Origin of the sequence: Fictibacillus phosphorivorans, assembly GCF_001629705.1 — a bacterium.
In the GTDB taxonomy this organism is placed as follows: Bacteria; Bacillota; Bacilli; order Bacillales; family Fictibacillaceae; genus Fictibacillus; species Fictibacillus phosphorivorans_A.
Genome location: NZ_CP015378.1, coordinates 1365931 through 1390102, shown reverse-complemented (window position 1 = coordinate 1390102; position 24172 = coordinate 1365931). Strand labels below are relative to the sequence as shown.

The following is a 24172-nucleotide window of genomic DNA, read 5'->3' as shown; positions in this document are numbered from 1 at the left end:
GGCGTAATTGCCTTGCATCCTTTTTACAACTGATCTAATCTCACACGTGTTCCTCTGCCTGAGTGCTCCGCTGGTTCTACGATCAATCGTTTCGTTAATCTTGCTTTTAATTCCGGTACGTGGGATATAACGCCAATTGAAAAGTTTTCCATTCTGACTTTTTCAAGTGCGGTTACTACTGTATCTAATAACTCTTGATCCAATGTGCCGAATCCTTCGTCTAGGAAGAAAAACTGAAGAGGGAATTTTCCTCTTAGCTGGATTTGAGCAGAAAGCGAAAGAGCGAGTGCAAGTGATGTTAAAAATGTCTCTCCACCAGATAAAGAGGTGACGGGACGTTTGATTCCACCGTTTGCATCATCACGAATAACAAATCCGCCTGCTGAATCGACTTCGATCGCATAACGTCCACGAGTAAGTTTAGCGAGCCTCCCTGACGCATCACGTGTTACAAGATGAAGCTGTTCTTCTGCCATAAATTCAACAAAAGCATTACCACGGAATACAGCCTGAAGTTTACCCAGTTTCTCTAGAACGTTCGAAACTTTATTTCGTTCCTTTTCTAGTTCGTTGAAACGTGTGTGATTTTTCTCAATCATCATATACCTTTGTCGCACTTCCCCAACTGCCTCATGCGTATGATTCATATCTTGCTTGAGACTTCTCAGCTGGTTTTTGGCAGATTCAACGTGTTGATTTGAAAGAATCTCCTGAGGAAGCTTTTCTTTTATCGCTTCTAAAGCCATAGCATTCGATTTACACCGATCATGGTAATCCACTAACTGCTTTTCCCATTCCAACTGCACGTTCTCATCTTTTAAACAGCTTTCAAAGTCTTCATATGATTGGAAATCAGACTTACTCAACCGTTTGTTCCATTCTTGTTTTGCTTTTTCTAACCTTGCTTCAACATCGTTCATCCGTTGAACAGCAGCGTGATATACTTTATCACTTTCTACATACTGCTTTTTAGCATATTCATATTCCCGTTCTGAGCGAACGAATGCTGTCTTCAACTTCTGCAACTCATCTTGAACTTCTTCAAGAACTCGTTGAACCTTTTCATCGCCTACTCTGTCGTACAGCTTTTCTTTTAAACTTTGAATTTCTTTTTGAAGCATTTCTAGCTGGTTAGAAGAGACCGATATTTTCATCTTCAAATCAGATTTTTGCTCTTTTGCCGAATCCATTTTTTTCGTTTGTGTTTCTAGAAATTCTTCTGCAATCGTTAAACTTTTTACGATTTCAGCTTGGCGACTTTCTTTTTGTTGAAAAAGTTCTAGCTTCTCACTTATATCCTCTTGCGAAAAAGGGATCTCCCCTTGCTTCCATTCCAAATGAATTTGATCCATTTTTTTTGTTATCAAACCAAGCTGTTGCTTTAACTTATTCGTTGTTTCTTCCTTATTTTCAACAGAAATTGATATTCGTTCAAATTGTTTTTGATCTTCCTCTAATTTTGACAATAATTTTCGCATTTGCTCTTCGATAAGGAGCTTATCTTGTTGTATACCTTTTACTCTCGTTATATGGTTGTTAAGTTGGTCCAGAGAGAACGAGCTGATTGTTTCTTTCTCCACTGTAATCGTACTTTGATCTGATGCTGCGATTTCAGCTTCAGCGAGATTCAGTTTTTCCCAAAGTGTTTGGGAATCCTTTTCAAGTCCTTCACTAAGATGTTTGAGCACATGATAGTGTTCTTTTAAACGTTCATGATCTTCTTCAAGTTCTTGAATACGCCCACTATCATGTTCTACCGTTACATGCGTTGTGTTCGGTGAAGGATGGGTCGTTGAACCACAAACCGAGCACGGTTCATTCTCTTTTAATTCTGCAGAAAGCTGTGCTGCCAATTGGTTGATCCTTATTTTTTCTTGTTCGTTTTTCCATTCAATCCGTTTATCCAATATAGCCTTTGAGATCTTTTCATTCGAACGCAGCGCTTCAGAAACTTCTTCATACATTTGTTGCATTTGGTGCTGCAGTTTTTTTCCTGCATCAAAAGTGTCAGCTACTCTTGAACTGATCTGTTTTCTTATTATTTCTTCAGAATTCAGCTCAGTCTCTGATTTAGAAATTTCTTTTTGAATCTCTTTCTCTTCTTTTTGAACATCTTCTAAGCGTTGATTCAGTAAGATCGCTTTTTGAAACAGATTGCGATCTTTTTGAGTGATTTCAATTTGAGATAATTCTTTCTTTAGGGCAGATTGTTTATCTTTCCCGCGTTTAAGTATTTGCGCTGCTTCAGACTCTGCTTTTTCGCATTCTTCGTACGATGTGATCAATTGTTTATGCTTTTGGGTTTCGGTTTGCAAAATCTGATTTTTTTTATCCAGATCTTTTTCCCATAGAACCGCTTCTTTTAAGCCACTTCTTTTTTCGATAAGAACAGGCTCTTCCTGATTGATCGTTTTCTTGGCTATTTCATATTTCTCCTCTAGCTCGTCAAGAATGGTTTTAAGCTGTACAGTTTGTTTTTTTAATCGCTCTTGCTCTTCGCGGATTTTTTTCTCTTCTGTGAGTGACTGCTTCCATTCGTTCGCGTAAGGATATATCTTATCTGCAAAAATAGCTTTTCTTAAATCCCCTTGAAGACGTTCCATAAAAGTTTCTTGTTTTTGCAGTTCCTTTCTTTCTTCGATCAGCTTTTCATTTTGAACTTGAGCATCCCAGAACACTTCAAGGATTTTGAGATTTTCTTCTTCTTCTTTGTATTGTTTTGATAGAAGTTCTAACTTTTTTTCATTTTCTTTTAAGTGTACAGATGCCTGTTCCAATGTTTCTAAGGAAGCTTCACCTAATCCTGTTTGCTCGGCTGTAATTTCATTCAGACGGTTTTTTTGTTCATCTGACCGCTTCTTTAGCTTTTGATTTAATTGATCTCCGTACTTTTCGAGTTGAAACAGACGTTGCAGCATCTGCCTTCGATCAGCACCTTTAAGAGATAAAAATTCAGCAAATTTCCCTTGAGGCAGTACGACTGCGCGCGTAAAATCATCGATTGTTAGTCCGATCAGTTCTTGAACAAGACGAGTGACATCTCGTTCTTTGTCGGCATGAACGATAGACTCATGATCTACCACTTCGATCAACCGACAAGTACTTGTTCGGATGGAATGTTCGCCACTTCGTTTAAAGATGCGCTCCACACTGTATTCTTTTTGCTGAGCACCTTCACCGATCTGAAACGTAAACGAAACAGACAGTTTATCTTCAGCCTGATTCATGATTCCGTGTGTTCCACCAGCCGCTCGTTCTACCTTTCCGTATAAAGCAAGTGTCACAGCGTCTAGAATCGTGGATTTCCCGCTTCCAGTCGGTCCAAATATACCGAAGACACCACCAGAGCAAAGCTCATGAAAAGGAACGGATTGCGCTTCTCGAAAACTTTGCAAACCTGAAACGGTTAATGCTATAGGTCTCATTCTCGTTCCTCTCCTTCTGTTCCCTCTTCTCCAACAAGATCAAGAAATAACGAGATCAACTCATCGTCTGGAACCGCTCCCCCAGTCTGTCGCTTATAAAACGTTGTAAATAGTTCATCAACAGGTAGTTTTTGTGCAGATACAGTGACTTGGTCTCCAGACTTTTCTTGAAATACAGGTTTGATGTGAACAATCCCATCATGTGCTTTTCTAAGTTGCTGAATTTGTTCCATAGACAATGCGTCTTGTACATGTATGGATAGATCAATCCAGCAATTCTGATGCAAACCCTCTTGAATGCCTTGAAGTACCTCATGGACCCCATTCTTTGCTTCCCATGCTATTAGCGGCTTTCCGGAACGTAAATAAACCTCTTCAACTTTAGCAGTTCCGTTTGGTTCAACGTCAATGATGAACACAGATTTTGCTTGCCCACTTTCTGAAAAACTATAGGATAGAGGAGAACCTGAATACCTTGCATCTGTTTGGGCTCGTTTGATTTTTTGTGGACGATGCAGATGACCTAATGCCACATATTGAGCTGCACTCGGAAGACTTTCTGCAGCTACCGTATACGCACCACCAATGTGAACAGGTCGTTCAGAATCGGTTTCCTTGCTTCCTGCAACATAAAGATGACTCATCGCCACATGCACATTTCCTGGCGTAAAGTGAGAGGTGATCTGCTTAAAATACGAGTCCACCCAATCATCATATTGAGTTCTAACATCTAATTCTTCAGCAGATTCACTTAAGAGTACTTTTAGTCTTGATTCAGAAGGATACGGCAGAGCAGCGATTTCTAAGATCTCTCCCGTTCTCTTAATCGGAACACGCTGAAGTTCAAGCGTTGGCAGTCCTAGAAGCGTGATGCCCAGCTCTCTTAAAAGGGGAAAAGAGGCTGCTAGCCTTTCAGGATGATCATGATTCCCAGCAATCGCGATGAACGGACATTCTCCGTTTCTATTAATTCGTGACAGTGCATCATAAAACATTTGCTCTGCCGCAGCGGGAGGGTTTACCGTATCAAATACATCTCCTGCCATCAGAACAGCATCTATTTTTTCTCGTCGTACAATCTCAACAAGTTCGTCTAGAAAATCTTGCTGCTCCTGAAGTCTGCTGCGTCCTTCCAAAGATCGCCCAAGATGCCAGTCTGCTGTATGAAGTAATCGCATCGTATCCCTCCTTATTTCACTTGAAGAATGTGTCCACCATCAAAAAAGTAAAGATAACTTTCTTTAACAGGCTTCTTTAATATTCTTTCAATGGCTTTTGCGTACAAATTCAGCTGCAGTTCGTATCGTTTGTACAGGATATCCTTCGCTCCTGTAAAGCCGTTTGCAAAGCGGTTCGTGATTTTGTCTGTTTTATAATCTATCAATATAAATCCGTCTTCCTCTTCGATCAGACAGTCAATAACACCTTGTACTAGAATATGTTCATCTTCGCCTGACCAATCTCTTTGAATCTCTGATAATGGGAGTGCCATACTAAACGGAATCTCTCTTTTCAGGTTCTCGGTCGCTTTGATCCTCTCGCCAAGTGGCCCTTCTATAAACTTCTGAATCTGTGGAAGCTGGATATATTGGGCTTGTTCTCTTGTAAGCAACTCTTTCGTTTCCATTTCTGCAAGCTGGTTTTGAAGAGAGTCTAGTGTAGGTGGTCTTCTAAAGTCAACATGCTGCATGACCATATGCATGGCTGTTCCAATTTCAGCAGCGTTCAACTGTTCTTCCTGCATAAATTTTGGCCGCTCGTGTATAGCTTGTTGGGCCGCTTTTACTAATTCGGTAGAACTGTATTCATCTGCTTGATATTGTTTTTTTATCTCTGTAACAGACTGTTTGGAACGGGTGTTTGTCGAATTTTTATTCGTATATCGCCATTCAAGTCGACGTTGGACTTCATCAAAGTCATCTGAAACAAGATTCACTCTTTCATAGTTCTCTAATTGCTTTAGCAACTCTTCTTGTTTTTCTTTCTCTTCCACTTCTAACTCTTCATATTGACTTGCTGGAAAAACCGTGATCTTCCAATCTGTTTCATCTATATAAACTTCACCTCTTCCTCTTTCACCTGTTCCTAGCAGCGATAAAAGGGGGTCAGCGTTCTTATGGCGGATGACTGCTCTCCCGATCCAATCAAGATAACTCTTTACGCCTGCTCTTTCAAAGTCTGGTAGAATCCAGTTTTCTTCGTAAAGAGAATCACTCCATGAATCCACAGATTTTTCAATGTCATTAACTGTGCCGACTAAGTAAAGTTTTTCTTTAGCACGTGTTAGCGCGACATATAGTACTCGCATCTCCTCTGCGATCAATTCCATTTTCTTTCTTCCAGCGATCGCAAGCTTCGGCAGTGTCGGATAGGCAACCCGGTATTCTGGATTTATATATTGAGTTCCGAGTCCAAGTTCTTTATGAAGAAGAACTTTTTCGTTCAGGTCTCTTGTATTGAACTGTTTGTTGATACCCCCAACGAATACAATCGGAAACTCTAATCCTTTACTTTTATGAATCGTCATAACACGAACAACATCTTCTTGTTCACCTAAAGCTCTTGCAGCTCCTAGATCTTTTCCACGCTCCTGCATTCTTTCAATAAAACGAAGAAAGCGGAAAAGCCCTCGAAAAGATGTACTTTCATACATTTTCGCACGGTCATATAAAGCTCTTAAGTTCGCTTGTCGCTGTTTGCCACCCGTTAATCCGCCTACATAATCAAAATAACCGGTCTCTCGATAGATTTCCCAGATCAGGTCAGAAAGAGATCCTTGTCGCGCTTGATGACGCCACTTTTCCAATTGGTCTAAAAACGCAGAGACTTTCTCTTGAATTGCAGCATTTTCTCCTTCAGCACGATACCGTTCTACGGCTCCCAAATAATTATCTTGTTTTTGTTTCAATCTGATCACTGCAAGTTCTTCGCCTGTCATTCCGACTAGCGGCGAACGAAGAACGGCAGCAAGCGGGATGTCTTGCAGTGGATTATCGATCACTTTCAAAAGTGACATCATGACATGAATTTCCGTCGCATCAAAATAGCCAGTTGAAAGTTCAGCATACGCAGGTATTCCTTGTTGCTTAAACTCTTCTAGTATGACTGGTGCCCATACGGAGGTTGCTCGGAACAACATAACGATGTCTTTGTATTTTGCAGGTCGCAATTTTTTCGTATGTTTATCAAGGACAAGATGTGGAGAGTTCCCCGTTGTTCCAACGATCTGTTTTATTCTTTCAGCTATAACTCTTGCTTCTAACTGGACGGTTTCAAGCTCCGATTTTTCTACTTCTCCATTCTCAAGACCTTCTTCATTTGTTAAAGGCTGACTTTTATTAATAAGTAAAAGTTCTGGTTCATTTCCCTCTTGTTCAGGGTAATAAGTGGCACCGAGCTTTAATTCAGCATCATCGTTGTAATCAATTTCCCCTACTTTTTCGTTCATGATCTGTCTGAACAAATAGTTTGTAGCTTGCAAGATTCCATTTCTGCTTCTAAAGTTTTTGGCAAGGTCAATGCGTAATCCGTTTCCGCCTTCTTTCGTGAACTGTTTGTACTTAGTTAGAAAAAGAAGTGGTTCTGCAAGTCTGAATCGGTAGATGGATTGCTTTACATCGCCTACCATGAACATGTTTCCTGCTTCTCCGTCTTTTGATACTAAGCGAACTATGGATTCTTGGACAAAATTCGTGTCTTGATACTCATCGACTAGTACCTCTACAAATCTTTCGCGGTACTCTAACGCCGCATCTGATGGAACTGGCACATCCATCGTTGATCCCTCACCTTTTAATACACCAAGGCAATAATGTTCAAGATCTCCAAAATCGACAAGAGATTTTTCTTGCTTCGCTTCAAGATAGCGTTCGCCAAACTTTTTCACTAAGGAAGAAAGCTCTTTTACGACTGGAGCCATCTCTTCGATATGAACGATATACGAATCGGGGTGTCTTTCAAAATATTCTTCCTTTAATGCACCCGTCCTTTTTTTAATGTTGTCTCTCATAGCTTTTACTTTATTCTTCAGTTCTTCATCTACATCTTTCCCACGAATAGCCTTTAATTTCGGAGGCTCATAGGATTGAAACTCCTCATAAAGCTCACTCCAGCTATTCTTTGCACGAAGTAATCGTTCAATAAAGACGAGATCTTCTTGAAGTGTTTCTGCGTATGCAAGAGGTCCTCCTGAAATCTCGCTCAGCTCTATCGCTCTTAATGCCAAAGAACGAAGCCCGTCTATCTGTAGCGAGATATCAAAGAGAAGCTCTTTCGTCCAAGGAAGATCATCAATGCTTGCTGCTTGTACCTGATATGTTTCTGCCATCTGGTCTAGCCAGCCGTTCGGATCAGGGTGACTTCGTGCAAAATCATAGAGAGATAAGATCAATTTTTGGAGTTCCATATCATTTCGGTCAGAACTATAAGCATCGACCACTTGGTAAAAAATATGATCTTCTCCTTTGCTGTACTCTTCTTCAAATAAATCCTCTATCACTTCTTGACGAATAAGTTCTGCTTCTGTTTCTTCTGCCACACGAAAACCTGGATCGAGGTCTGTTTCATAATAGTGTTTGCGAAGCACCTCAATACAAAAAGAATGAAGAGTAGAGATCGATGCTTTGTTTAATAAGTTAAGCTGCCTTCTTAAATGTAGAGATGAAGGATTTAAAGACAGTTCCTTATCGATCGCTTCTCCTATTCTTTTTCTCATTTCAGCAGCGGCAGCATTTGTGAATGTAACGATAAGCAAACGATCTACATCCGCAACCTTTTCACGTATCATCGTGATGATCCGCTCGACAAGGACAGCAGTTTTACCTGATCCAGCTGCTGCAGCGACGAGAACATTTTCTCCTCTGGCATGAATAGCTTGCCACTGTTCGTCCGTCCACGTTGCACCTTCTGGTTTTGGGATTAAAGTCTTCATTTGACCTTTTCTCCTTCCTCATGCATTTTTTCTAAAATAACATCATCTTTCTCTGAACGAAGTTGACGGTATTGGTTCTCTTCAAGAGTTTGATCAAACTGACAAACAGGTTTATACGAACAGAACGTACATGGTGTTTTTTTCTTCATCTCATATGGAGAGATATCGATCACTCCGTTTGTAATTCCTTCTCCACTCGTTACAGCCATCTTTCGAGCATGATTACGCATCGTGTTAAACTGCTCACTTGAGGCGATAGATGAATGTGACTTATGAAATCCTTTTTGAGTTAGAGCTACAGGAATGATAGAAGAACGCTTTTCCATCGTACTGTCCATAAGTTGAACGGCTTCTTCTTCTGCAAGAACTAAACCTTTCATTTTAAACTTCTTTAACACTTCTTTTTCAATTTCTTCCACACTAAGCAGTTTCTTTTGATTTAGAAGCGGGTTGTGAACATGGAAATACAGAACCCCTGCCGGAACGGACTCTTCACCTAACCAGGTTTGTGAATGTGTGACCGCAACATCTAGATAGGTCAACATCTGTAGAGCAATGCCGTGATATAACTCTGCCAAGTTAAGTCCAGTTGAGCTGGATTTATAGTCAATTACGCGCATGAGAAGTCCTTTTGAACTTTTCGCTGTATCCACACGATCGATACGTCCGATCACTTCCATCGTCGTGCCGTTCGGTAATTTATAGGTTAATGGTGGCAATGTTGCACCAGAAGCAAATGCTAATTCAAGACCTGCAGGTGAGAATCCGCTTGCCTTTGCGTGCTGACTTAAAATGTGTGAAGCCTTTCCGACTACTTCTTTTAACTTCTTCTTAATATAAAGATGTCTGTTGGAACTTAACAGAATCTCATGCTGAAGCTGTGGTGCCAAAAGTTCAACAATATCTCCTGCTAAACGGTAACAATCTCCCTTAGAAAGATCACTCCAAGCCACGCTTCTTTGTTGTAATGAATCATTCATCTGTTTTAACGCAGCATGAAAAAGCTGTCCGATATCAGGAGCTTCGAGTTTGTACATTTGTCTTTCTTTTAGCTTAAGTCCGTAGGACATGAACTGAGAGAATGGACATGACTGAAAAAGCTCCATCCTCGAGATGCTCGTTAAGATCTTATCGCCATACAGTTCTTTTGATACAGATGTACTAAGTGGTGCTTCTCGATTGTAATAAAAGAGAGAAGATAGAGCTCGCTTTGCATAGAGATCGTACTCGTTGTCTTCGATCATCCAATTGTATACATCCCACCAGATGGGAGAGATCGGATATCCCTTTTTCCATTCTCTGAGCTGCGCACTTAAAAATGAGATACTTTTTATCGGATGCTGTACAAAATCTTTATCATTTTGTGAAGCGGGTTCGTTTTGATAAAGCTCTTCCTTTAAATCAGGGAAAAGATCATGCAATCTCTGTATGACCATAGATGGCTGCATCGTCTTCCCTTCCTCATCTGCCAAGGCATACGAAACAAACAAATGGTCACTTCCATTCGTTAGTGCGAGATAGATCATAAACTGCTCATCTAGCAGTTTTCTACGAGCAGACGGTGCTAGCACAACACCGTTTCTTTCAAGAGCTTCTCTTTCATCTTCAGAAAGTAGTCCATCATCTTTTGGTTTTAACGGAATGATTCCATCGTTTACACCAAGAACAAAATTTACTTTCACGTCCGTGAAACGAGACCTTTCCATCGTTCCTACTAATACTTGGTCGAGAGAAGGAGGAACAAGAGCGAACTTAAGACTTTCTAGCCCTGTTTCAAGCATTTGCATCCACGTTTCTTTTGAAAGTTCTTCCTCACCGGTCAACTCTACCATTTCATCTAAAAGCCCTAACACCGCATTCCACACTTGCCCATGTTCAGATGCTGCGCGTAGTTTCCCTGCGGATTCGGCCTGAATTCTTAAGCGTTCAAGTTTCATCGGTACATTGAGATCTTCGAGATACTGATAAAGACTTTTACAATATTGAATGATACTTTTACTGTTTGATAAGTTTTTAGCAAGACGACTCAATGGGGATACAATGATATCTCGCATATCGTTAATCAATTGTTCCTTTTCATCATCACGGGTTGTCTTTCCGAAATCTTCTGATTCGAACCCTCTAAATCTCTTATATTTCCAAGGTTTAGGATCTGTCCACCTTCTTCCTTGGATACCTAGTGCTAACACATAGTTTTCAAGTTCATCCATACAACTTCTCATCTCAGAAGTCGTTTTTCTTATCTCGTCAAGCGGATAGAGCATATCTGTTTTCACGGCACGAAAGACAGACTCATAGCGCCAATTCTTTAAGACAATATCTAATGATGAACGTATGAGCTCGATCAATGGATGGTGAAGCATGGATTTTTTTTGATCCAAAAAAACAGGTATCTCATAATCTGTAAACACCGTTTCGATCAGTGTTTGATAGCTACCCGAATTTCGGACTGTTACAGCGATATCGCGATATCGATATCCTTTGTCACGAACGAGTTCTGTGATTTTCCTTGCTGCTCCTTCAACTTCTGAACGAATGTTTACTGCAGCGGCTACTCCAACACCTTCATGATTGTTAGAAGGTATGGCCGGTCTTTGATCATACTGCTCTTCAATATGTGCGATAGCACTTGAATTAAACTTTGGCTTCTCATGAAGATAGATTGGTTCCTCAACGAACACGCCGAGTTCTTTGGCCAGTGTTGTTAGTGACTTTATCGTTTTTTTAGTCATATTAAACAGATCTAGTTCATGAGGTTCTGAGCTTGAAGTAATGAGTTCATCTGTTGTAAGTGCAATGGTTACTTTTTTGGCATGTGCCATTAATCCAGCCGCAACTTCTAGTTCTTGAGGAGTAAAAGAATGAAATCCATCTATGTAAATTTCACTTTCCTTGATGCTCTCTGATAAAGGAATCTTTGCTTGGAGCAGACGTAAGTAATCTTCTGAATCTACATACTTCCCGATCAGTGCTTCCTCTAAGGCACTTGAAAGGACACTCAGATCTGATAGTTTATCCTTAAGCACTTTTTTATTATTTTCTTTTTGTCCAAGAGAAAGCAGTGTTTCGGCATTCCACGATAGGTCTTCTGCAGAAACACAATATCGTTTAAGCTCTGTAGTCATTAACTCGAGCAGTTCGTAAAAACCGCTTTGTTCTGAAGCTTTTCGGAAGATTTTAAGGTCATCTTTTTTATGCTCGACGATTTTTCGCAGCATCATTCTTATTCCGGTAGAAGTGATGTGCATCCTTGTCAGACCACCAGTCTCACCAAGAATACGCCAAGCAAGCCTTGAGAAACTAAATACTTGTGCACGCATCATCCCAGATAGATCAGGTGTTGAAGCTAGCTTATACTCCGATTGAAAAGTCATCTGATCTGGTACAAGATAGATGATCGGATTGCCTGAAGGACGTTCTGTAAGCTCTCTTTGAATCTCCTTAAATACAGAGTGGGACTTTCCGCTGCCGGATCGTCCCAAAATAAATTGCAAACTCATTTTTTGTTCATCCCCTGTTCCGCACTTGAATTCTAACTCTATTATCTCATAATCTATTAGGACATCAAAGGCTCCTACCCTGAAAAACAAGTACTTCTCCCTGGTAGTTATAGGATAGAAGCTAAAGACGGAGCATAATAATCAAGTAAAAGCTACACCATGCTTACACGATAGAAACCATATAGAAAAGAAAAAGGAAAACCGCTACATCGTTAGCTGATTTTCCTGCTCTCTGACCATATCCAGTTTACATGCATTTCTTCCTGCTGCCTTCGCTTCATATAGTAGTACATCAGCTCTTTGGATAATCTGTGAAGGCTCTTCACCTTGAATATAACTTGCAATTCCATAGCTAAGCGTGACAGGTAACGCTCCATCACCTGACATATAAGGATAGGTTTCTAAATGTTTATTGATTTTTTTAATCGTACTTTTCACTTCTTTAGTGCAAGTTGTATGGAGAATCCAGGCAAACTCTTCTCCTCCATATCGATAACTTTCTCCTTCTTTTAGAGAGATAAAACGTTTAAATGTAGCTCCAACAAGCTTAAGCACTTCATCTCCTATCAGATGACCGTGCAGATCGTTGAACTTTTTAAAACGATCAATGTCACATAACACAAGTGTAAATGGCTTATCTTGTTTTGTTCTTTCCAAGACGTCTTCTTGAAATTTCCGGTGATTCAACAAACCCGTTAAATAGTCTTGTTCAGATTGAAGCTGATACATATTCTTCTCAAAATAATATTGCCGTTCTTTAGAAGCGATTACACCTCCATAAAAAGCGATCAACCATAAGAAGATGCTTTTCATCAAGAATTCAAAGGAAGAAAGCGTGTTCATGTACCCACTATCTCTTATGAAAAAGTAAGTAAGAATGATAAAACTCGCTGTTCCTACTATAAGGGCACCTCTTAACCTCCAATATAGAGCGGCATGAATGACGATTAAATATCCTACAGAAACAAACGGGCTGTCAGCTCCGCCAGTTAGTTGCATCAACCACGCATAAGCGAGGCAATCAAAAATAATTCCACCTCTAGTAAAAACGCGGTAATACAGTGACGTTTCAGGCATTCGATGTAACACAATTTGCGTGGAGGTCATATATACGATCCCTATTAGGAAGAGGATCGGAAATGTATCTGTTTCATATTTCAAGACACTCGATATAGGTTGATAATAAAAAACAGGTAAACAAAGTACTAAAAAGAACCACCGTAATAAAGAAGATATCGTTTCAGAACGGTGCTCAGTAATTGTAAATGAATCTTTCATGCAGTCATCTTCCTTTGCATTATACGATCTGCTAAATCAAATAGCAGAAAGGCCCTTTATTCATTTTGTTCAAATGAATGATTTATTCTCACTTCTTGCTCTTTTATTGGTATACATCCGCTCATCCGCAAGCTGAAGATAATAATCGATGTTCTCGCATGCATCTGCAAGCAGTTCTATGGCACCATATGCTAATGAAATCGATTCATTCCAAACGATAAGCTGGCTCTCTAACTTTTCAATTAAGATATATGCTTCATCTTCCGTTATTCCTGGCAAAAGAAAAACAAATTCATCTCCGCCAAATCTAAATCCAGAGAACAATTTTAACCGTTTAGAAAGTTCTGCGATCTGCTGAAGAATTTCATCACCCGCGTGATGTCCTAGCTCGTCATTAATACATTTAAAATTATTGATATCAAACATGACAAGTGTAAGGGGTAGTTTTAATCTGTGCGCTTTATTGAGCTCTTTTTCTAAGCAATCATAAAAGTATCGGCGATTATACAGATTCGTTAGTGGATCGCGAATGCTGATCTCCTTAAGGTCTTTGAATTGCTGTGAGGAGAAACCGCTTAGAAAGCCTGTTACAGCTCGATGAGAAATTCGATTCCAGCGATCTAACATAAATAACTGTATGACTAATGGCTCGTTTATCATTGCTTTTTTCACTTCAAGTAAAACAGATTCACTGATACTCGTTGTAAAACATGCTAATGCTTGATGAGGAATCCGTTGATGTTTTAAAAAATGAATGCCTGATGAAAACGCTTTTTGCTCTCCTTGTTTTAAAAAGGACTCGAATCGATCTTCTTCTAAAAATACTGCATGCACGATTCCACGTAAAAATTTCTCTAATACCTTTTCGTATTGCTCAACAAACCCGTTTAGAAACGTATGAAAGTCTTCATTTTTTCGTAGATGCTCTTTGTGGGTTTGTATCATATCGGGAATAGACTTCATGAATTCTGGTAACAAGTTTTTTTTGAGTGCGCGTAAGTCTAGTTGGAAATTTTCCATTTTACAACCCCTCAAATTCCTCAAAAATTACATACAAAAAGCCATCACCTAATAAAGGGAATGGCTTCTATTGATGTTTGAGACCCTTTACTCTCTATGACTGCTTCATTGTAAACATGCGTGTGATCAATCCTCTTTCACTCCACACATTTAAAAAAGCTTCATAGAAACGGTTGTGTCTAAACATGAGTCCGTTTCCCTTTGGCAACCGGCTGCCATTGCATGTTCAACATACTTTAGGCCCATAGCTTTGCGTCCCAGCTTTTCAACTGGTTTGCCCTTAATAACAAAGGTTTCTATTGTTTTATAGTTATTATATCCTACTTAGGTAATTTGTGCCAATCATTTTAATGAGTCTTTTGGCCTATTATTTACTGCCTTGTTTTTTGGATATTTTTAACTTCCTGTAGTACCTATACCCTATCCTTACACCGTTCAAAACAAAATATGGTATCTTAATCGAAAAGTGGTAAAGCGTTTTTTTGTAAATGGTGAAATAAGCCTTGCGTAGATCTTTCCATTTTCTGCACGTTTCATATCGACTAAAATCAGAAACGTCCACAATAATTCCTCTGTTGTTAGAAATCATCACATTTTTTCCATGCACATCATTCGGGAACAACCCTTTGTCTCTCGCATGCCCCACTGCTTCATCAATATCGTAGATTACACTTTCATTGATTTTTACCCCTTTATGCACACAGTCATAAAGAGTCATGCCTTCAATGCGTTTTAAGATTAAAAAACGCTGTTCCGAATGATAGCAAACAGAAAATCCTGGATGTTTGCCTAGTCGATCATAAACTTTCTTTTCCTCTAATAGTCCATGCTCATCCCTACCATAAATCTTTACTACATATTCAGGATGATCAGGATGTGAAAAAACTGCTGCATAGTTCCCACAGCCGAGCATCTGCCAAGGATATGGGGTATTCACAGGACAAACCGGATCAAAAGGGCTACGACTTTCGATCAAGATCTCCTTGTTTAATTGTCTGGCTAGCCGGATAATGTGTTCCATAACGTTCCTCAATTCAAATTCTAATCCTATTATCATCATCTTATGTTTCTGCAATACGTTCATTGTATACAGTTGTTATAAAAAATGAAACTTGCACGCTATATCCGTTATTCAAGGTTTACTTTAAGATAAGAAAGCATAAGTGTCTCCGCTTTATTCTTCAGATGAATGTTTGGGAATCTCATAATTTCACGATATCCTCTAATAAAGATTTCATATTCAGTAATATCATCTTCGCGTTGTGCATCCATCACTTTAATTCTTCGTTTTCTTAATTCGATTCTAACATCATAAAGATCTTTGCTGATTTGATTCATAATTTGTTCTACTAGCGCTGTGTATGGCTGTTTCAATTTAAAAGGAGAGCCGTTAATAATCTGCAGATCACGATTAAACACGGTAAGTAAAATCGGATACATCACAAATTTTTCAATAAGCGAACGCTCTTCTTCGCTTCCATATTGCACGACAAACCCTCCAATCTTAAAAAGACAAACGTGAATGAACAGATAATATGTTTCTTATGTGAAAACTTCGAATCTGTTTTTTTGTTGAACAATATCCTTTGATGATATGACCGTCAAAAGAGTATGGAATGACAATACGGTGCGAGATGTCACCTTTTTGCGAGAGGTAGATCATTTCTATTCCAACTCGTTCTTCTATACATCTCATTAATAAGTTAGTCATGAAGCAACCTCCTTTTTTTATATTATATGCGAACAAACGTTCTTTTTATACTAGAAAAAAATACCTACCCTTTTTAAGAAGGTAAGTATTTATGGATTATTTACTTTTTTGAGGTCGAATCCCCATGGCCTCAAGCTCCTGATACAAGTTTCCAGCAATAGAAAATCCATCAAAACTGATTCCTAGTGAAACCACCGTCTGAGCAAGCTCAGGTCGCATCCCGCTTAAGGTTACATTTACACCTAAAAGCTTAAGAGAATTGATTACTTTAAATAAATTATGAGCTACCATCGTATCAATCACTGCTACACCAGATAGATCGATAAAAAGATGTTCAATCTGTAATTCCATACATTTTTGAAGAGAAGTTTCCATGATTAATTTAGAGCGATGTGTATCAATCGTACCTACAAGCGGAAGAACTGCAACCGCCCTCGTCAATCTTACAACAGGTACAGATAGTTCTTCAATCGCCTCTCGAGCCAATCCGAGTACACGATTATTATTTTCAACATATGCCACGCTAAAAGCATGGACTGTTTCATCCAATAAAGGGTCGATGATTGATGCAGCGTTCATAACGGTTTCAACGCTGCATTTCTCATTGTTGACTTCGTTACGCATGAAATCCCATAGCGCCATTCGATAGTATCTCGTACTACTTAATGCTTTGTCTAGAGGAACTTCGTGTTGAACAGCCAGCTCACCATTTTTTCTTCCCCAGTTAATAAAATGATCTTGTGATGTTTTCCTATCTTCATAAAGTGCTTGTCCAAAGTACGAAAATAGTTCTCCCCGTAGGTTCAGCACAAATTCTGAAAGCTCGGCCGGTTGCTCACCAAGTGATAAGCTCACCTCATCAATTTTCTTTGATAGATCATACTTATGTTCAATAATCTTTTTACCTAATTCCCTCAATTGATGCTCCATTTTTAGTTGTTTCCCCCTATATACACAAAAATATGGCATACCTCCACATTATTTACCATTAATTTGTGTACTTAAAACCTATTTTGCTGAAAAAATTGGTTTGATCTCACCTGACAAGGAGTAAGTGGGAAAACCCGAAATGAAAGGCAGTTGTTCAAAGTAAAAATAAAAACTTAGAATCATGAGTAATCGATATGAACAGCAAATCCTGCAGCTTTAGCTTTTCGAGAAAGATTTTCTGCATTTTCCCGAGATGAGAACGCTCCTATCTGCACTTTATAAAGCTTTCCTTCTTCAGTTACTAGCTCGTGAAACTCCTTGTGATTAACAACAAACTTTTTTAACTCATACTTAACATCTTCAATAAAGAATGGAAATGTCTTACCGTATTGATGAAAACAATTTAAGGGATCTGTTCTTCTTTTTGGGTCTAGTTGAAAGTGACCATTTATCTTCTGGGCAGGATCCCATTGGTACATCTCACATAAATATGCAAAAAACCATACATAACGGCTATAAGCTTTATTAAAATCAATAGATGGCCCATAGCACAACTCTACTCCGATTCCCCATTCATTGGCATCGGATACATCAGACCGAACGTGCCATGCTTTTTCATCTAATGGAATAATCAATACTATTTGTTTATCATCTATGAAGACGTGCGCAGATGCTTCTAGATGCCTGCTGTTAAAATATGCATAGTTCTGTTGCGCCGTCGAGTCGGGGTTTCCAGTATCGTGGGCAACCGCAAAGCGTGGTATACGATTACCTCCTGGCCGCTGCTTCCATTCTTTCTTTATAAATTGATTTGTGATCTGGTATTTCCCTTTCATGCTTACACCTCCCATTTATTTAAATTAGAAGTGTATGATCAAACAAAAAAAGAGCCATTACGGCTCTTTTTTACATTCCCCCTGGTTGTGATTGAGTTGTGATCGCCCAAACCCAATATGCTGCTCCGATTAAAAATCCAAAACCTAATAGCACAAAAAATAATGTTGAATTTTTCATAATCCGTGTCTCCCCAAACCTTTTGCTTTCTTTCTTATTAAATATAAATTATCATATACTAGTAGAAGAAGAAACAAAAAGCAAGGGTGTTAAAATGGAAAATAGAGAACAAACCCCATTAAGAAATGATTTAGAACGTGAATTGGAAATGAGTTTACGCAGACTTTTTCGTACGTTAAGAAAAGGTTTAAACGAAGTATACTCAGATTATATTCCAAGCAATGAGTTTGCTGTTCTTCAGACTTTGTTTATCCAAAGTCCTTTAATGGCATCCGAAATCGCAAACGAATTAAAAGTTTCCTCAAGTCATATTACTGCGGTTACTGATCGTCTTGTGGCCAAGAACTATATTCAGCGTGTACGATCAGATTCAGACCGTCGGATCGTCTATTTGGAAATTACTGAAGATGGTAGAGAAATTGCAAGAAAAATGGATAACATTAAAAATAATTACCTAGAAAAAAAGTTTGGTGCTTTAACAGATGAAGACATAAAGCGAATGATAGATTCTTCAATAAAACTGCTTGATTAGTGGAGCAGTTTTCCTTTTCGAAAATAATTCACAATGTTAAATATTTATAATATGAATAGGAGGGTGATGCATGGAACATCTAGAAATGCGGCGGAAGGTAATTATTATGCTTTCCATCATGTCTGCTATGCTTTTTGCAGCGTTAAACCAAACAATCGTTGGAACGTCTTTACCAAAAATCATTGCTGATCTTGGAGGAATCGAATACTATAGCTGGGTTTTCACGATTTTCATGCTCACTTCAAGTATTACAGCCATATTAGTTGGAAAACTATCAGACATTTATGGTAGAAAGCCATTTATCTTATTGGGAATCGGTGTGTTTACAGCAGGTTCACTTTTATGCGGTATATCAGGTAGCATCCTTGAACTCATCTTATTTAGAGGGGTTCAAGGTTTTGGAGGCGGAATGATCATGTCGACAGCTTTCACAGCAGTTGGTGATCTATTTCCACCACGCGAACGTGGTAAATGGCAAGGAATCATGAGCAGTGTTTTCGGCTTAGCAAGTGTGTTTGGTCCAACTTTAGGAGGGTACATCGTCGATCACTTTCATTGGCATTGGGTATTCTGGATCTTTCTACCTTTTGGCTTTGTCGCTTTTGCTGCTATTTACTTCCTATTTCCTTCTGTACAGAGAAAAGAGAAAGAATCCATTGATTACACGGGTTCTCTGTTACTAACATTAACCATGGTTCCTCTTCTCCTTTCATTCACTTGGGCAGGAAATCAATATGATTGGGTTTCTCCAGAAATCATCAGCCTTTTTACTGTAACGATCGTAGCTTTCTTTTTATTTGTTGCAACAGAAAAACGTGTTTCGAGTCCTGTCCTACCACTTGATATGTTCAAAAACAAAGTTTTCACCGTTTCTAACATAATCGGATTCTTCCTGGGAGCTGGTATGTTCGGGTCTATCATGTATATGCCTTTCTTCATACAAGGAGTGATGGGAACATCCGCCACCAAATCCGGTTTCGTCATGATGCCACTAACACTTGCTATGGTTGCAGGAAGCACGATTAGCGGGCAGATTATAACAAAGACAGGAAAGTATAAGAAATTAGCTATGCTTGGATTGTTCATCATGGTTAGTGGTATGACGAGTATGCATTTTATGGATACACAAACGACGAATACGACAGCAATCCTTAATATGATTCTCGTTGGTTCAGGACTAGGAATAGCTTTTCCGATCTTCACCTTAACCGTACAGAACGCGATTGAGCACAAGTATTTAGGTGTTGCGACCTCTTCTGTTCAGCTGTTCAGACAGCTTGGTGGTACGATTGGTGTTTCCATTATGGGAAGTGTGATGAATAACTCTCTAGCAGACCACTTTAATAAAGAGTCTCAAAAGCTAGTTGCATCTTCTCCTAGAGTTACACCTGAGATGGGTGCGCAGATTAAACAGCTCGCAAACCCTCAAGTGTTGCTGAATCAGGAAGCTGTTTTAGAAAAATTTAGTGCTTTACCTCCTGAATCTTTGAACGTTATTAAACAAGTACTTGGTATTTTGCGTGAGTCTTTAAGTTATGCATTAAACGGTGTTTTCTTAACTGGCGCCATTGTTATCGGCACAGCCTTCATACTAACCTTTTTCTTCTTACAAGAAATACCACTAAGAACTTCTAATGAAGAAAAGAATTCTTCACATGAACAATCTTCAGAACGGAAGCTTGGTTAGTTAACAAAAGAAAAGGCTGTTTACGTATACTGTGTTGCTTTTGGAAGTGTTGATTTCCGTTTCAGGCTGCTCGCTTTCCACTCCAATCAATTGGCAAAGGTTACAAAGAGTTTAAAGCAACCATCTTTTAGAAGAGTGCCAAAGAAAAAAACGGCGGAATCGATAGAGATCGATTCTGCCGTTTTTATTTTTTTACGCTATTTTGGTAAGGTCCCTTAAAACGTCGGGTCTAAACGAGTCACATCATTCTTCGGGCTGCCCTCCACATCCTAGCCGAGAGTCTCGCATCTTCACTTCATTTAAAGTAAGAAAGTTATTTCACTACTTCTTGGTTTTTTTGGGTTTCTGTTGTTTGGACTGAATAGTTCATACTCCAAAATCCAATATCTTTAAAGCCTAAACGCTTATATATCGATCCTGCTTTAGGGTTATCATAGAAAAGACAGAGCGTTTTCCCTTCAGCTAAAATATCGTAGCATAGCGCTTCCATACAAAGTGAAGCATACCCTTTGTTTCTTTTTTCAGGGTGTGAACAAACGCCGACAATCATCGCCGACAGTGAATTTTCTGCCGTAGAAGAAGCACAAGAAACAATGCTACCCTCTTCTTTTATAAAATAAGTGCGTCCTGTTTTGGTCGATAATGCTTGCTCCAAGCTTTCTTTAGCTGTTTTTCCAATTGAGAATTCTTTGATTAAATATTTTAATTCCATGAGGCCATCAACATCTTTAAGCTCTGCTTGTAAGATGCTTTCTCTTGGTATATTCTTCTTTATGGATTCTGCATCTGTTAGTTCAGCAAAATATAGCTCCTTTGTTCGCTCAAACTGTAAATGAGGAGTGAACTGGTCCGTGATTTCCTTTTTACCAGAAAGCATCTCATAATTTTTATCTTTATTGATAATCTCTGAGAATGCTTTTGCATTAATCTCCCCTTTAGCATAAGGAAGGTAGTTTCCTTTATAACGAAGAAGGATGCCTGTGATCGCTCCGTTCTCCTCAACATCTGCCCAGATGTCTTGAGAATCTGTTTCATATCCAAAATTCTCGATATCAGCAATAATGAATAAGTTTAGCGCAGGTTCTGCACTCAAATAGTCCATAACTTTTCCGTGCCACGTTTGATCCAACTTAACTATCATCTCTATACTCCTCCTTATTTTGTTTAATTGTATCTGCGAATTGGAAAAATGCAACATTTTTTTAAAAATAAAAAACCAGTCAGAAGACTGATTTTTAATTCCTACACTATCTGTTATTACTTCGACTTAACTTCACTAATATTTTTTAAAGAAGATGAGACAGAAACATTGTTGCTGTACCAAAGTATACCAAGAGTGAAAAAATATCATTCAATGTTGTGATAAGAGGTCCCGACGCTACCGCTGGGTCAATCTTAAACCTGTAGAGTAATAACGGGATAAGTGTTCCTGCCAGCGTACCGATTATCAGAGTAAAGAACAAAGAGCTACCAACAACTAGCCCCAATATTAAATTTCCTTTCCAAAGGTAAGCAACGATCGAAATGAGAATTCCACATGTAATTCCTATAATAAATCCAACACCAAATTCTCGGAGTATTAATTTCATAATAGTCGGCCGATCGATGTCATGCGATACAAGTCCACGAACAACTACTGCAAGAGATTGTGTGCCCGTATTCCCTGTCATACCTGCAATCATTGGCATAAAGTACGTAAGTGCAACTGCGCGTTCAATCGTTCCTTCAAACGTGCTTATAATACTTCCAGATAAAATCCCTATAAACAGAAGCAAAATAAGCCAAGGTAGTCTTCTGTATGAAGCTACAAGAGCACTTGTCTGAAAATCAATGGATTTACCCGTCGCTGATAACTTCTCGATGTCTTCATTCGCTTCTTCTATTAATACATCGAGAACATCGTCGACTGTAACAATTCCGATCAAACGATCGTTTTCATCCGTTACAGGAACAGCTATAAAGTCATAGCGCTCAATGGTACGCGCTACTTCTTCTTGGTCTGTCTCTGCAGGTACGGAGATAACCCTGCTGTACATGATTTCCTCTATCTTCTCATCCATCTCTGCTAATAATAGATCACGATAAGAGACTACACCAACAAGTTTTCTTTCATCATCAATGACATATAAGTAATAAATATTCTCTGCAAAACCGGCGAATGTTTTTAGCTTTTCAACCGCATCTCTAACCGTATACACTTGCGGAATCCATACGAACCGGTTGGTCATGATACCACCAGCTGTATCTGAATCATATTGCATTAGACTTTGAACGGTTTTGGATTCATCTGCCTTCATAGAAGATAGAAAATCTTGAATCTCATTAACATCCAAGTTACCGAGAAGGTCTGCTAAGTCATCATTCTCCATTAAGTTCATAATGTGAGATGAGCGCTCAATGCCAAGTTTGTTCAGAATTTCCATCTGAAGATCACTTTCAAGTTCTTGAATCAAGGAAGCAATCTGTCTTGTGGTTAAGAACGTAACAAACTTATGTCTGTGCTTCTCAGGCAAATTTTTATACACATTTGCGATATCATACGGGTGAAGTTCATCGATTAAAAGCTGAAATTCTTTTTTCCGTAACTCTTTTAAGTTTTTTATGACATATAATAATATCTGGTTCTCTGACATCTCTTTAAACAAGGAACGTCACCTCCTTATAAAAGTACTTCACCATTATAAGTGATTTTTCTAACTGTGACTATGGTATCGTATTGAATCTTTTCTTCTGATCTTAATTACATAGCCAAAAGAAAAAACCACTTAGCATAAAGTGGTTTCGTCATTTTTGTTCTGTATTCAGTTCTATTTTAACCAAAGGTGATCCAAAGAATAATCTCCTGCACCTGTTAAGGCGACTCCTATCACTACTGCGATTAAGACTAGGTTAAACTCATAGCCGTTCGATGTTACCCAGAACCCGTTCTGCAAGTGTACTTTAACTGCAGCCACAAGCATCGTTCCAGCGATCAGCACAGCACCAATTTCGGTAAACAAACCTGCGGCAAACAAAAGTCCTCCGCCAAATTCAGCCAGACCTGCTAATAGAGCCATCGTATAGCCTGGTTTAATACCGATGGATTCCATCCAGCCTCCAGTTCCTTTTAATCCATAACCGCCGAACCACCCAAACAACTTTTGAGCTCCATGTGCTGCTAATGAAAGCCCCACAACTAAACGAATAATAAGTAATCCTAATGATACCATCCATAATCCCCTCTTTCTTCTCATCATTTTAACTTACTTTATGTTAGTATATTACAATGAGTAACTTGTCTATGTCAAGTTACTTTAAAAAAATAACCTTAAGAGCAAAAAAAATTACCGCTCTTCTTTAAAGAATATGCGGCAATGTTTATTTTAAGCTTGTTCTGTTAAAATAATTGGTCCATCTTTCATGATGGCAACGGTATGTTCATATTGCGCTGAAAGACTTCCATCGTACGTCACAGCTGTCCAACCATCCTCTGTTAAACTAACATGCGGCCGCCCTGCATTGAGTATAGGCTCGATGGTTATGACCATACCCTCTTTTAAAGTGATTCCCGTATTACGCTCTCCTATATGGTGAACTTGAGGCTCTTCATGTATGGAACGACCAATACCATGCCCAATAAACTCTCGAACGATTGAATATCCCTTACTCTCCGCATAGGTTTGGATCGCATGACCTATATCACCTATACGATTACCAACTTGAGCTTGTTCTATCCCTTTATATAGTGCTTTCTTCGTTGCATCCATCAAGTCTTGAGATTTCGTAGAAACGTTTCCCACTGCATACGACCATGCAGAATCGGCCAACCACCCATTTAAGTTCACAACAAAATCAATCGTTACGATATCACCTTCTTTTAACGCTCTTTTATTAGGAAGCCCATGACATACTTCATCATTTACAGAAGCACAAGTTGCATAAGGATAGCCCATATATCCTTTTTGTGCAGCTTTTGCTCCGTGAGCTTTTAAAAAATTTTCAACAAATTGATCAAGTTTCAATGTTGATGTTCCTGGCGTAACAAGCTTGCTTAATTCTCTATGACATGAAGCGAGCAGCCTTCCTGCTTCATGCATCTTTTCAATCTGCTTTTGTGACTTGATCTTAATCAATACAAAGTCTCCCTTCCTCTTTTTTAACTATAT

At 39.0% G+C, this 24172-nt stretch carries 17 protein-coding genes and 1 riboswitch; of the genes, 2 read left to right on the top strand and 15 right to left on the bottom strand.

Annotated elements, in window-relative coordinates; all coding sequences use genetic code 11:
- Nucleotides 1-23: 23 nt before the first annotated feature.
- The 11 genes from ABE65_RS07135 to ABE65_RS22315 form a co-directional block, all read right to left on the bottom strand.
- Nucleotides 24-3425: an AAA family ATPase gene (locus tag ABE65_RS07135; RefSeq protein WP_066392925.1), complete on the bottom strand. Its 3402-nt coding sequence runs from the start codon at nt 3423-3425 to the stop codon at nt 24-26.
- Complete coding sequence (locus tag ABE65_RS07130; protein ID WP_066392923.1) at nt 3422-4603, bottom strand: metallophosphoesterase family protein; 1182 nt, start codon at nt 4601-4603, stop codon at nt 3422-3424. The genes ABE65_RS07135 and ABE65_RS07130 overlap by 4 nt, the downstream gene beginning before the upstream one ends.
- Before the next feature lie 11 nt (nt 4604-4614).
- On the bottom strand, nt 4615-8355 hold the full coding sequence (gene addA, locus ABE65_RS07125) for a helicase-exonuclease AddAB subunit AddA (RefSeq protein WP_066392921.1): 3741 nt from the start codon (nt 8353-8355) through the stop codon (nt 4615-4617).
- The gene (gene addB / locus ABE65_RS07120; protein WP_066392920.1) at nt 8352-11855 is read right to left on the bottom strand and encodes a helicase-exonuclease AddAB subunit AddB; all 3504 of its coding nucleotides are present in this window, start codon (nt 11853-11855) and stop codon (nt 8352-8354) included. The genes addA and addB overlap by 4 nt, the downstream gene beginning before the upstream one ends.
- A 204-nt stretch (nt 11856-12059) precedes the next feature.
- Complete coding sequence (locus ABE65_RS07115) at nt 12060-13133, bottom strand: GGDEF domain-containing protein (RefSeq protein WP_066392914.1); 1074 nt, start codon at nt 13131-13133, stop codon at nt 12060-12062.
- Nucleotides 13134-13202: 69 nt separating this feature from the next.
- Nucleotides 13203-14153, bottom strand: a complete 951-nt coding sequence (locus ABE65_RS07110) for a GGDEF domain-containing protein (protein ID WP_066392913.1) — start codon at nt 14151-14153, stop codon at nt 13203-13205.
- Between the two features lie 200 nt (nt 14154-14353).
- Nucleotides 14354-14442: riboswitch (cyclic di-GMP riboswitch) on the bottom strand.
- A 78-nt stretch (nt 14443-14520) separates the two neighbouring features.
- The gene (locus ABE65_RS07105; protein ID WP_156499138.1) at nt 14521-15174 is read right to left on the bottom strand and encodes a serine/threonine protein kinase; all 654 of its coding nucleotides are present in this window, start codon (nt 15172-15174) and stop codon (nt 14521-14523) included.
- Between the two features lie 107 nt (nt 15175-15281).
- Nucleotides 15282-15641, bottom strand: a complete 360-nt coding sequence (locus ABE65_RS07100; RefSeq protein ID WP_082861337.1) for a YhjD family protein — start codon at nt 15639-15641, stop codon at nt 15282-15284.
- Nucleotides 15642-15657: 16 nt separating this feature from the next.
- A complete protein-coding gene (locus ABE65_RS07095; RefSeq protein ID WP_066392911.1) occupies nt 15658-15864 on the bottom strand; it encodes a hypothetical protein in 207 nt (68 codons plus the stop codon).
- 96 nt (nt 15865-15960) lie between these two features.
- Nucleotides 15961-16794, bottom strand: a complete 834-nt coding sequence (locus ABE65_RS07090; RefSeq protein ID WP_066392909.1) for an STAS domain-containing protein — start codon at nt 16792-16794, stop codon at nt 15961-15963.
- A gap of 179 nt (nt 16795-16973) precedes the next feature.
- Entirely contained in the window at nt 16974-17630 is a 657-nt protein-coding gene (locus ABE65_RS22315; RefSeq protein ID WP_066392907.1) for an N-acetylmuramoyl-L-alanine amidase, read from the bottom strand.
- 272 nt (nt 17631-17902) lie between these two features.
- Between ABE65_RS22315 and ABE65_RS07080 the strand changes: the two genes are divergently transcribed.
- Nucleotides 17903-18340, top strand: a complete 438-nt coding sequence (locus ABE65_RS07080; protein WP_066392905.1) for a MarR family winged helix-turn-helix transcriptional regulator — start codon at nt 17903-17905, stop codon at nt 18338-18340.
- A gap of 70 nt (nt 18341-18410) precedes the next feature.
- Nucleotides 18411-20027: an MDR family MFS transporter gene (locus ABE65_RS07075; RefSeq protein WP_066392903.1), complete on the top strand. Its 1617-nt coding sequence runs from the start codon at nt 18411-18413 to the stop codon at nt 20025-20027.
- Nucleotides 20028-20340: 313 nt separating this feature from the next.
- Here the strand turns inward: ABE65_RS07075 and ABE65_RS07070 are convergent, their stop codons facing one another.
- The 4 genes from ABE65_RS07070 to map form a co-directional block, all read right to left on the bottom strand.
- A complete protein-coding gene (locus ABE65_RS07070) occupies nt 20341-21168 on the bottom strand; it encodes a GNAT family N-acetyltransferase (RefSeq protein WP_066392900.1) in 828 nt (275 codons plus the stop codon).
- A 145-nt stretch (nt 21169-21313) separates the two neighbouring features.
- Nucleotides 21314-22672 carry a magnesium transporter gene (gene mgtE / locus ABE65_RS07065; RefSeq protein WP_194270843.1) on the bottom strand — a complete coding sequence of 453 codons (1359 nt, stop codon included), beginning with the start codon at nt 22670-22672 and terminating at the stop codon, nt 21314-21316.
- 162 nt (nt 22673-22834) lie between these two features.
- Nucleotides 22835-23236 (bottom strand): DoxX family protein, encoded by a 402-nt coding sequence (locus ABE65_RS07060; protein ID WP_066392898.1) that lies wholly within the window; start codon nt 23234-23236, stop codon nt 22835-22837.
- 153 nt (nt 23237-23389) lie between these two features.
- The gene (gene map / locus ABE65_RS07055; RefSeq protein WP_066392896.1) at nt 23390-24139 is read right to left on the bottom strand and encodes a type I methionyl aminopeptidase; all 750 of its coding nucleotides are present in this window, start codon (nt 24137-24139) and stop codon (nt 23390-23392) included.
- Nucleotides 24140-24172 lie beyond the last annotated feature (33 nt).

What these genes read in the sequence shown, in the direction of transcription:
- ABE65_RS07135 (WP_066392925.1), bottom strand. Translation starts at nt 3,425, where the DNA reads ATGAGACCTATAGCATTAACCGTTTCAGGTTTGCAAAGTTTTCGAGAA.
- ABE65_RS07130 (WP_066392923.1), bottom strand. Translation starts at nt 4,603, where the DNA reads ATGCGATTACTTCATACAGCAGACTGGCATCTTGGGCGATCTTTGGAA.
- addA (WP_066392921.1), bottom strand. Translation starts at nt 8,355, where the DNA reads ATGAAGACTTTAATCCCAAAACCAGAAGGTGCAACGTGGACGGACGAA.
- addB (WP_066392920.1), bottom strand. Translation starts at nt 11,855, where the DNA reads ATGAGTTTGCAATTTATTTTGGGACGATCCGGCAGCGGAAAGTCCCAC.
- ABE65_RS07115 (WP_066392914.1), bottom strand. Translation starts at nt 13,133, where the DNA reads ATGAAAGATTCATTTACAATTACTGAGCACCGTTCTGAAACGATATCT.
- ABE65_RS07110 (WP_066392913.1), bottom strand. Translation starts at nt 14,153, where the DNA reads ATGGAAAATTTCCAACTAGACTTACGCGCACTCAAAAAAAACTTGTTA.
- ABE65_RS07105 (WP_156499138.1), bottom strand. Translation starts at nt 15,174, where the DNA reads ATGGAACACATTATCCGGCTAGCCAGACAATTAAACAAGGAGATCTTG.
- ABE65_RS07095 (WP_066392911.1), bottom strand. Translation starts at nt 15,864, where the DNA reads ATGACTAACTTATTAATGAGATGTATAGAAGAACGAGTTGGAATAGAA.
- ABE65_RS07090 (WP_066392909.1), bottom strand. Translation starts at nt 16,794, where the DNA reads ATGGAGCATCAATTGAGGGAATTAGGTAAAAAGATTATTGAACATAAG.
- ABE65_RS22315 (WP_066392907.1), bottom strand. Translation starts at nt 17,630, where the DNA reads ATGAAAGGGAAATACCAGATCACAAATCAATTTATAAAGAAAGAATGG.
- ABE65_RS07080 (WP_066392905.1), top strand. Translation starts at nt 17,903, where the DNA reads ATGGAAAATAGAGAACAAACCCCATTAAGAAATGATTTAGAACGTGAA.
- ABE65_RS07075 (WP_066392903.1), top strand. Translation starts at nt 18,411, where the DNA reads ATGGAACATCTAGAAATGCGGCGGAAGGTAATTATTATGCTTTCCATC.
- ABE65_RS07070 (WP_066392900.1), bottom strand. Translation starts at nt 21,168, where the DNA reads ATGATAGTTAAGTTGGATCAAACGTGGCACGGAAAAGTTATGGACTAT.
- ABE65_RS07060 (WP_066392898.1), bottom strand. Translation starts at nt 23,236, where the DNA reads ATGGTATCATTAGGATTACTTATTATTCGTTTAGTTGTGGGGCTTTCA.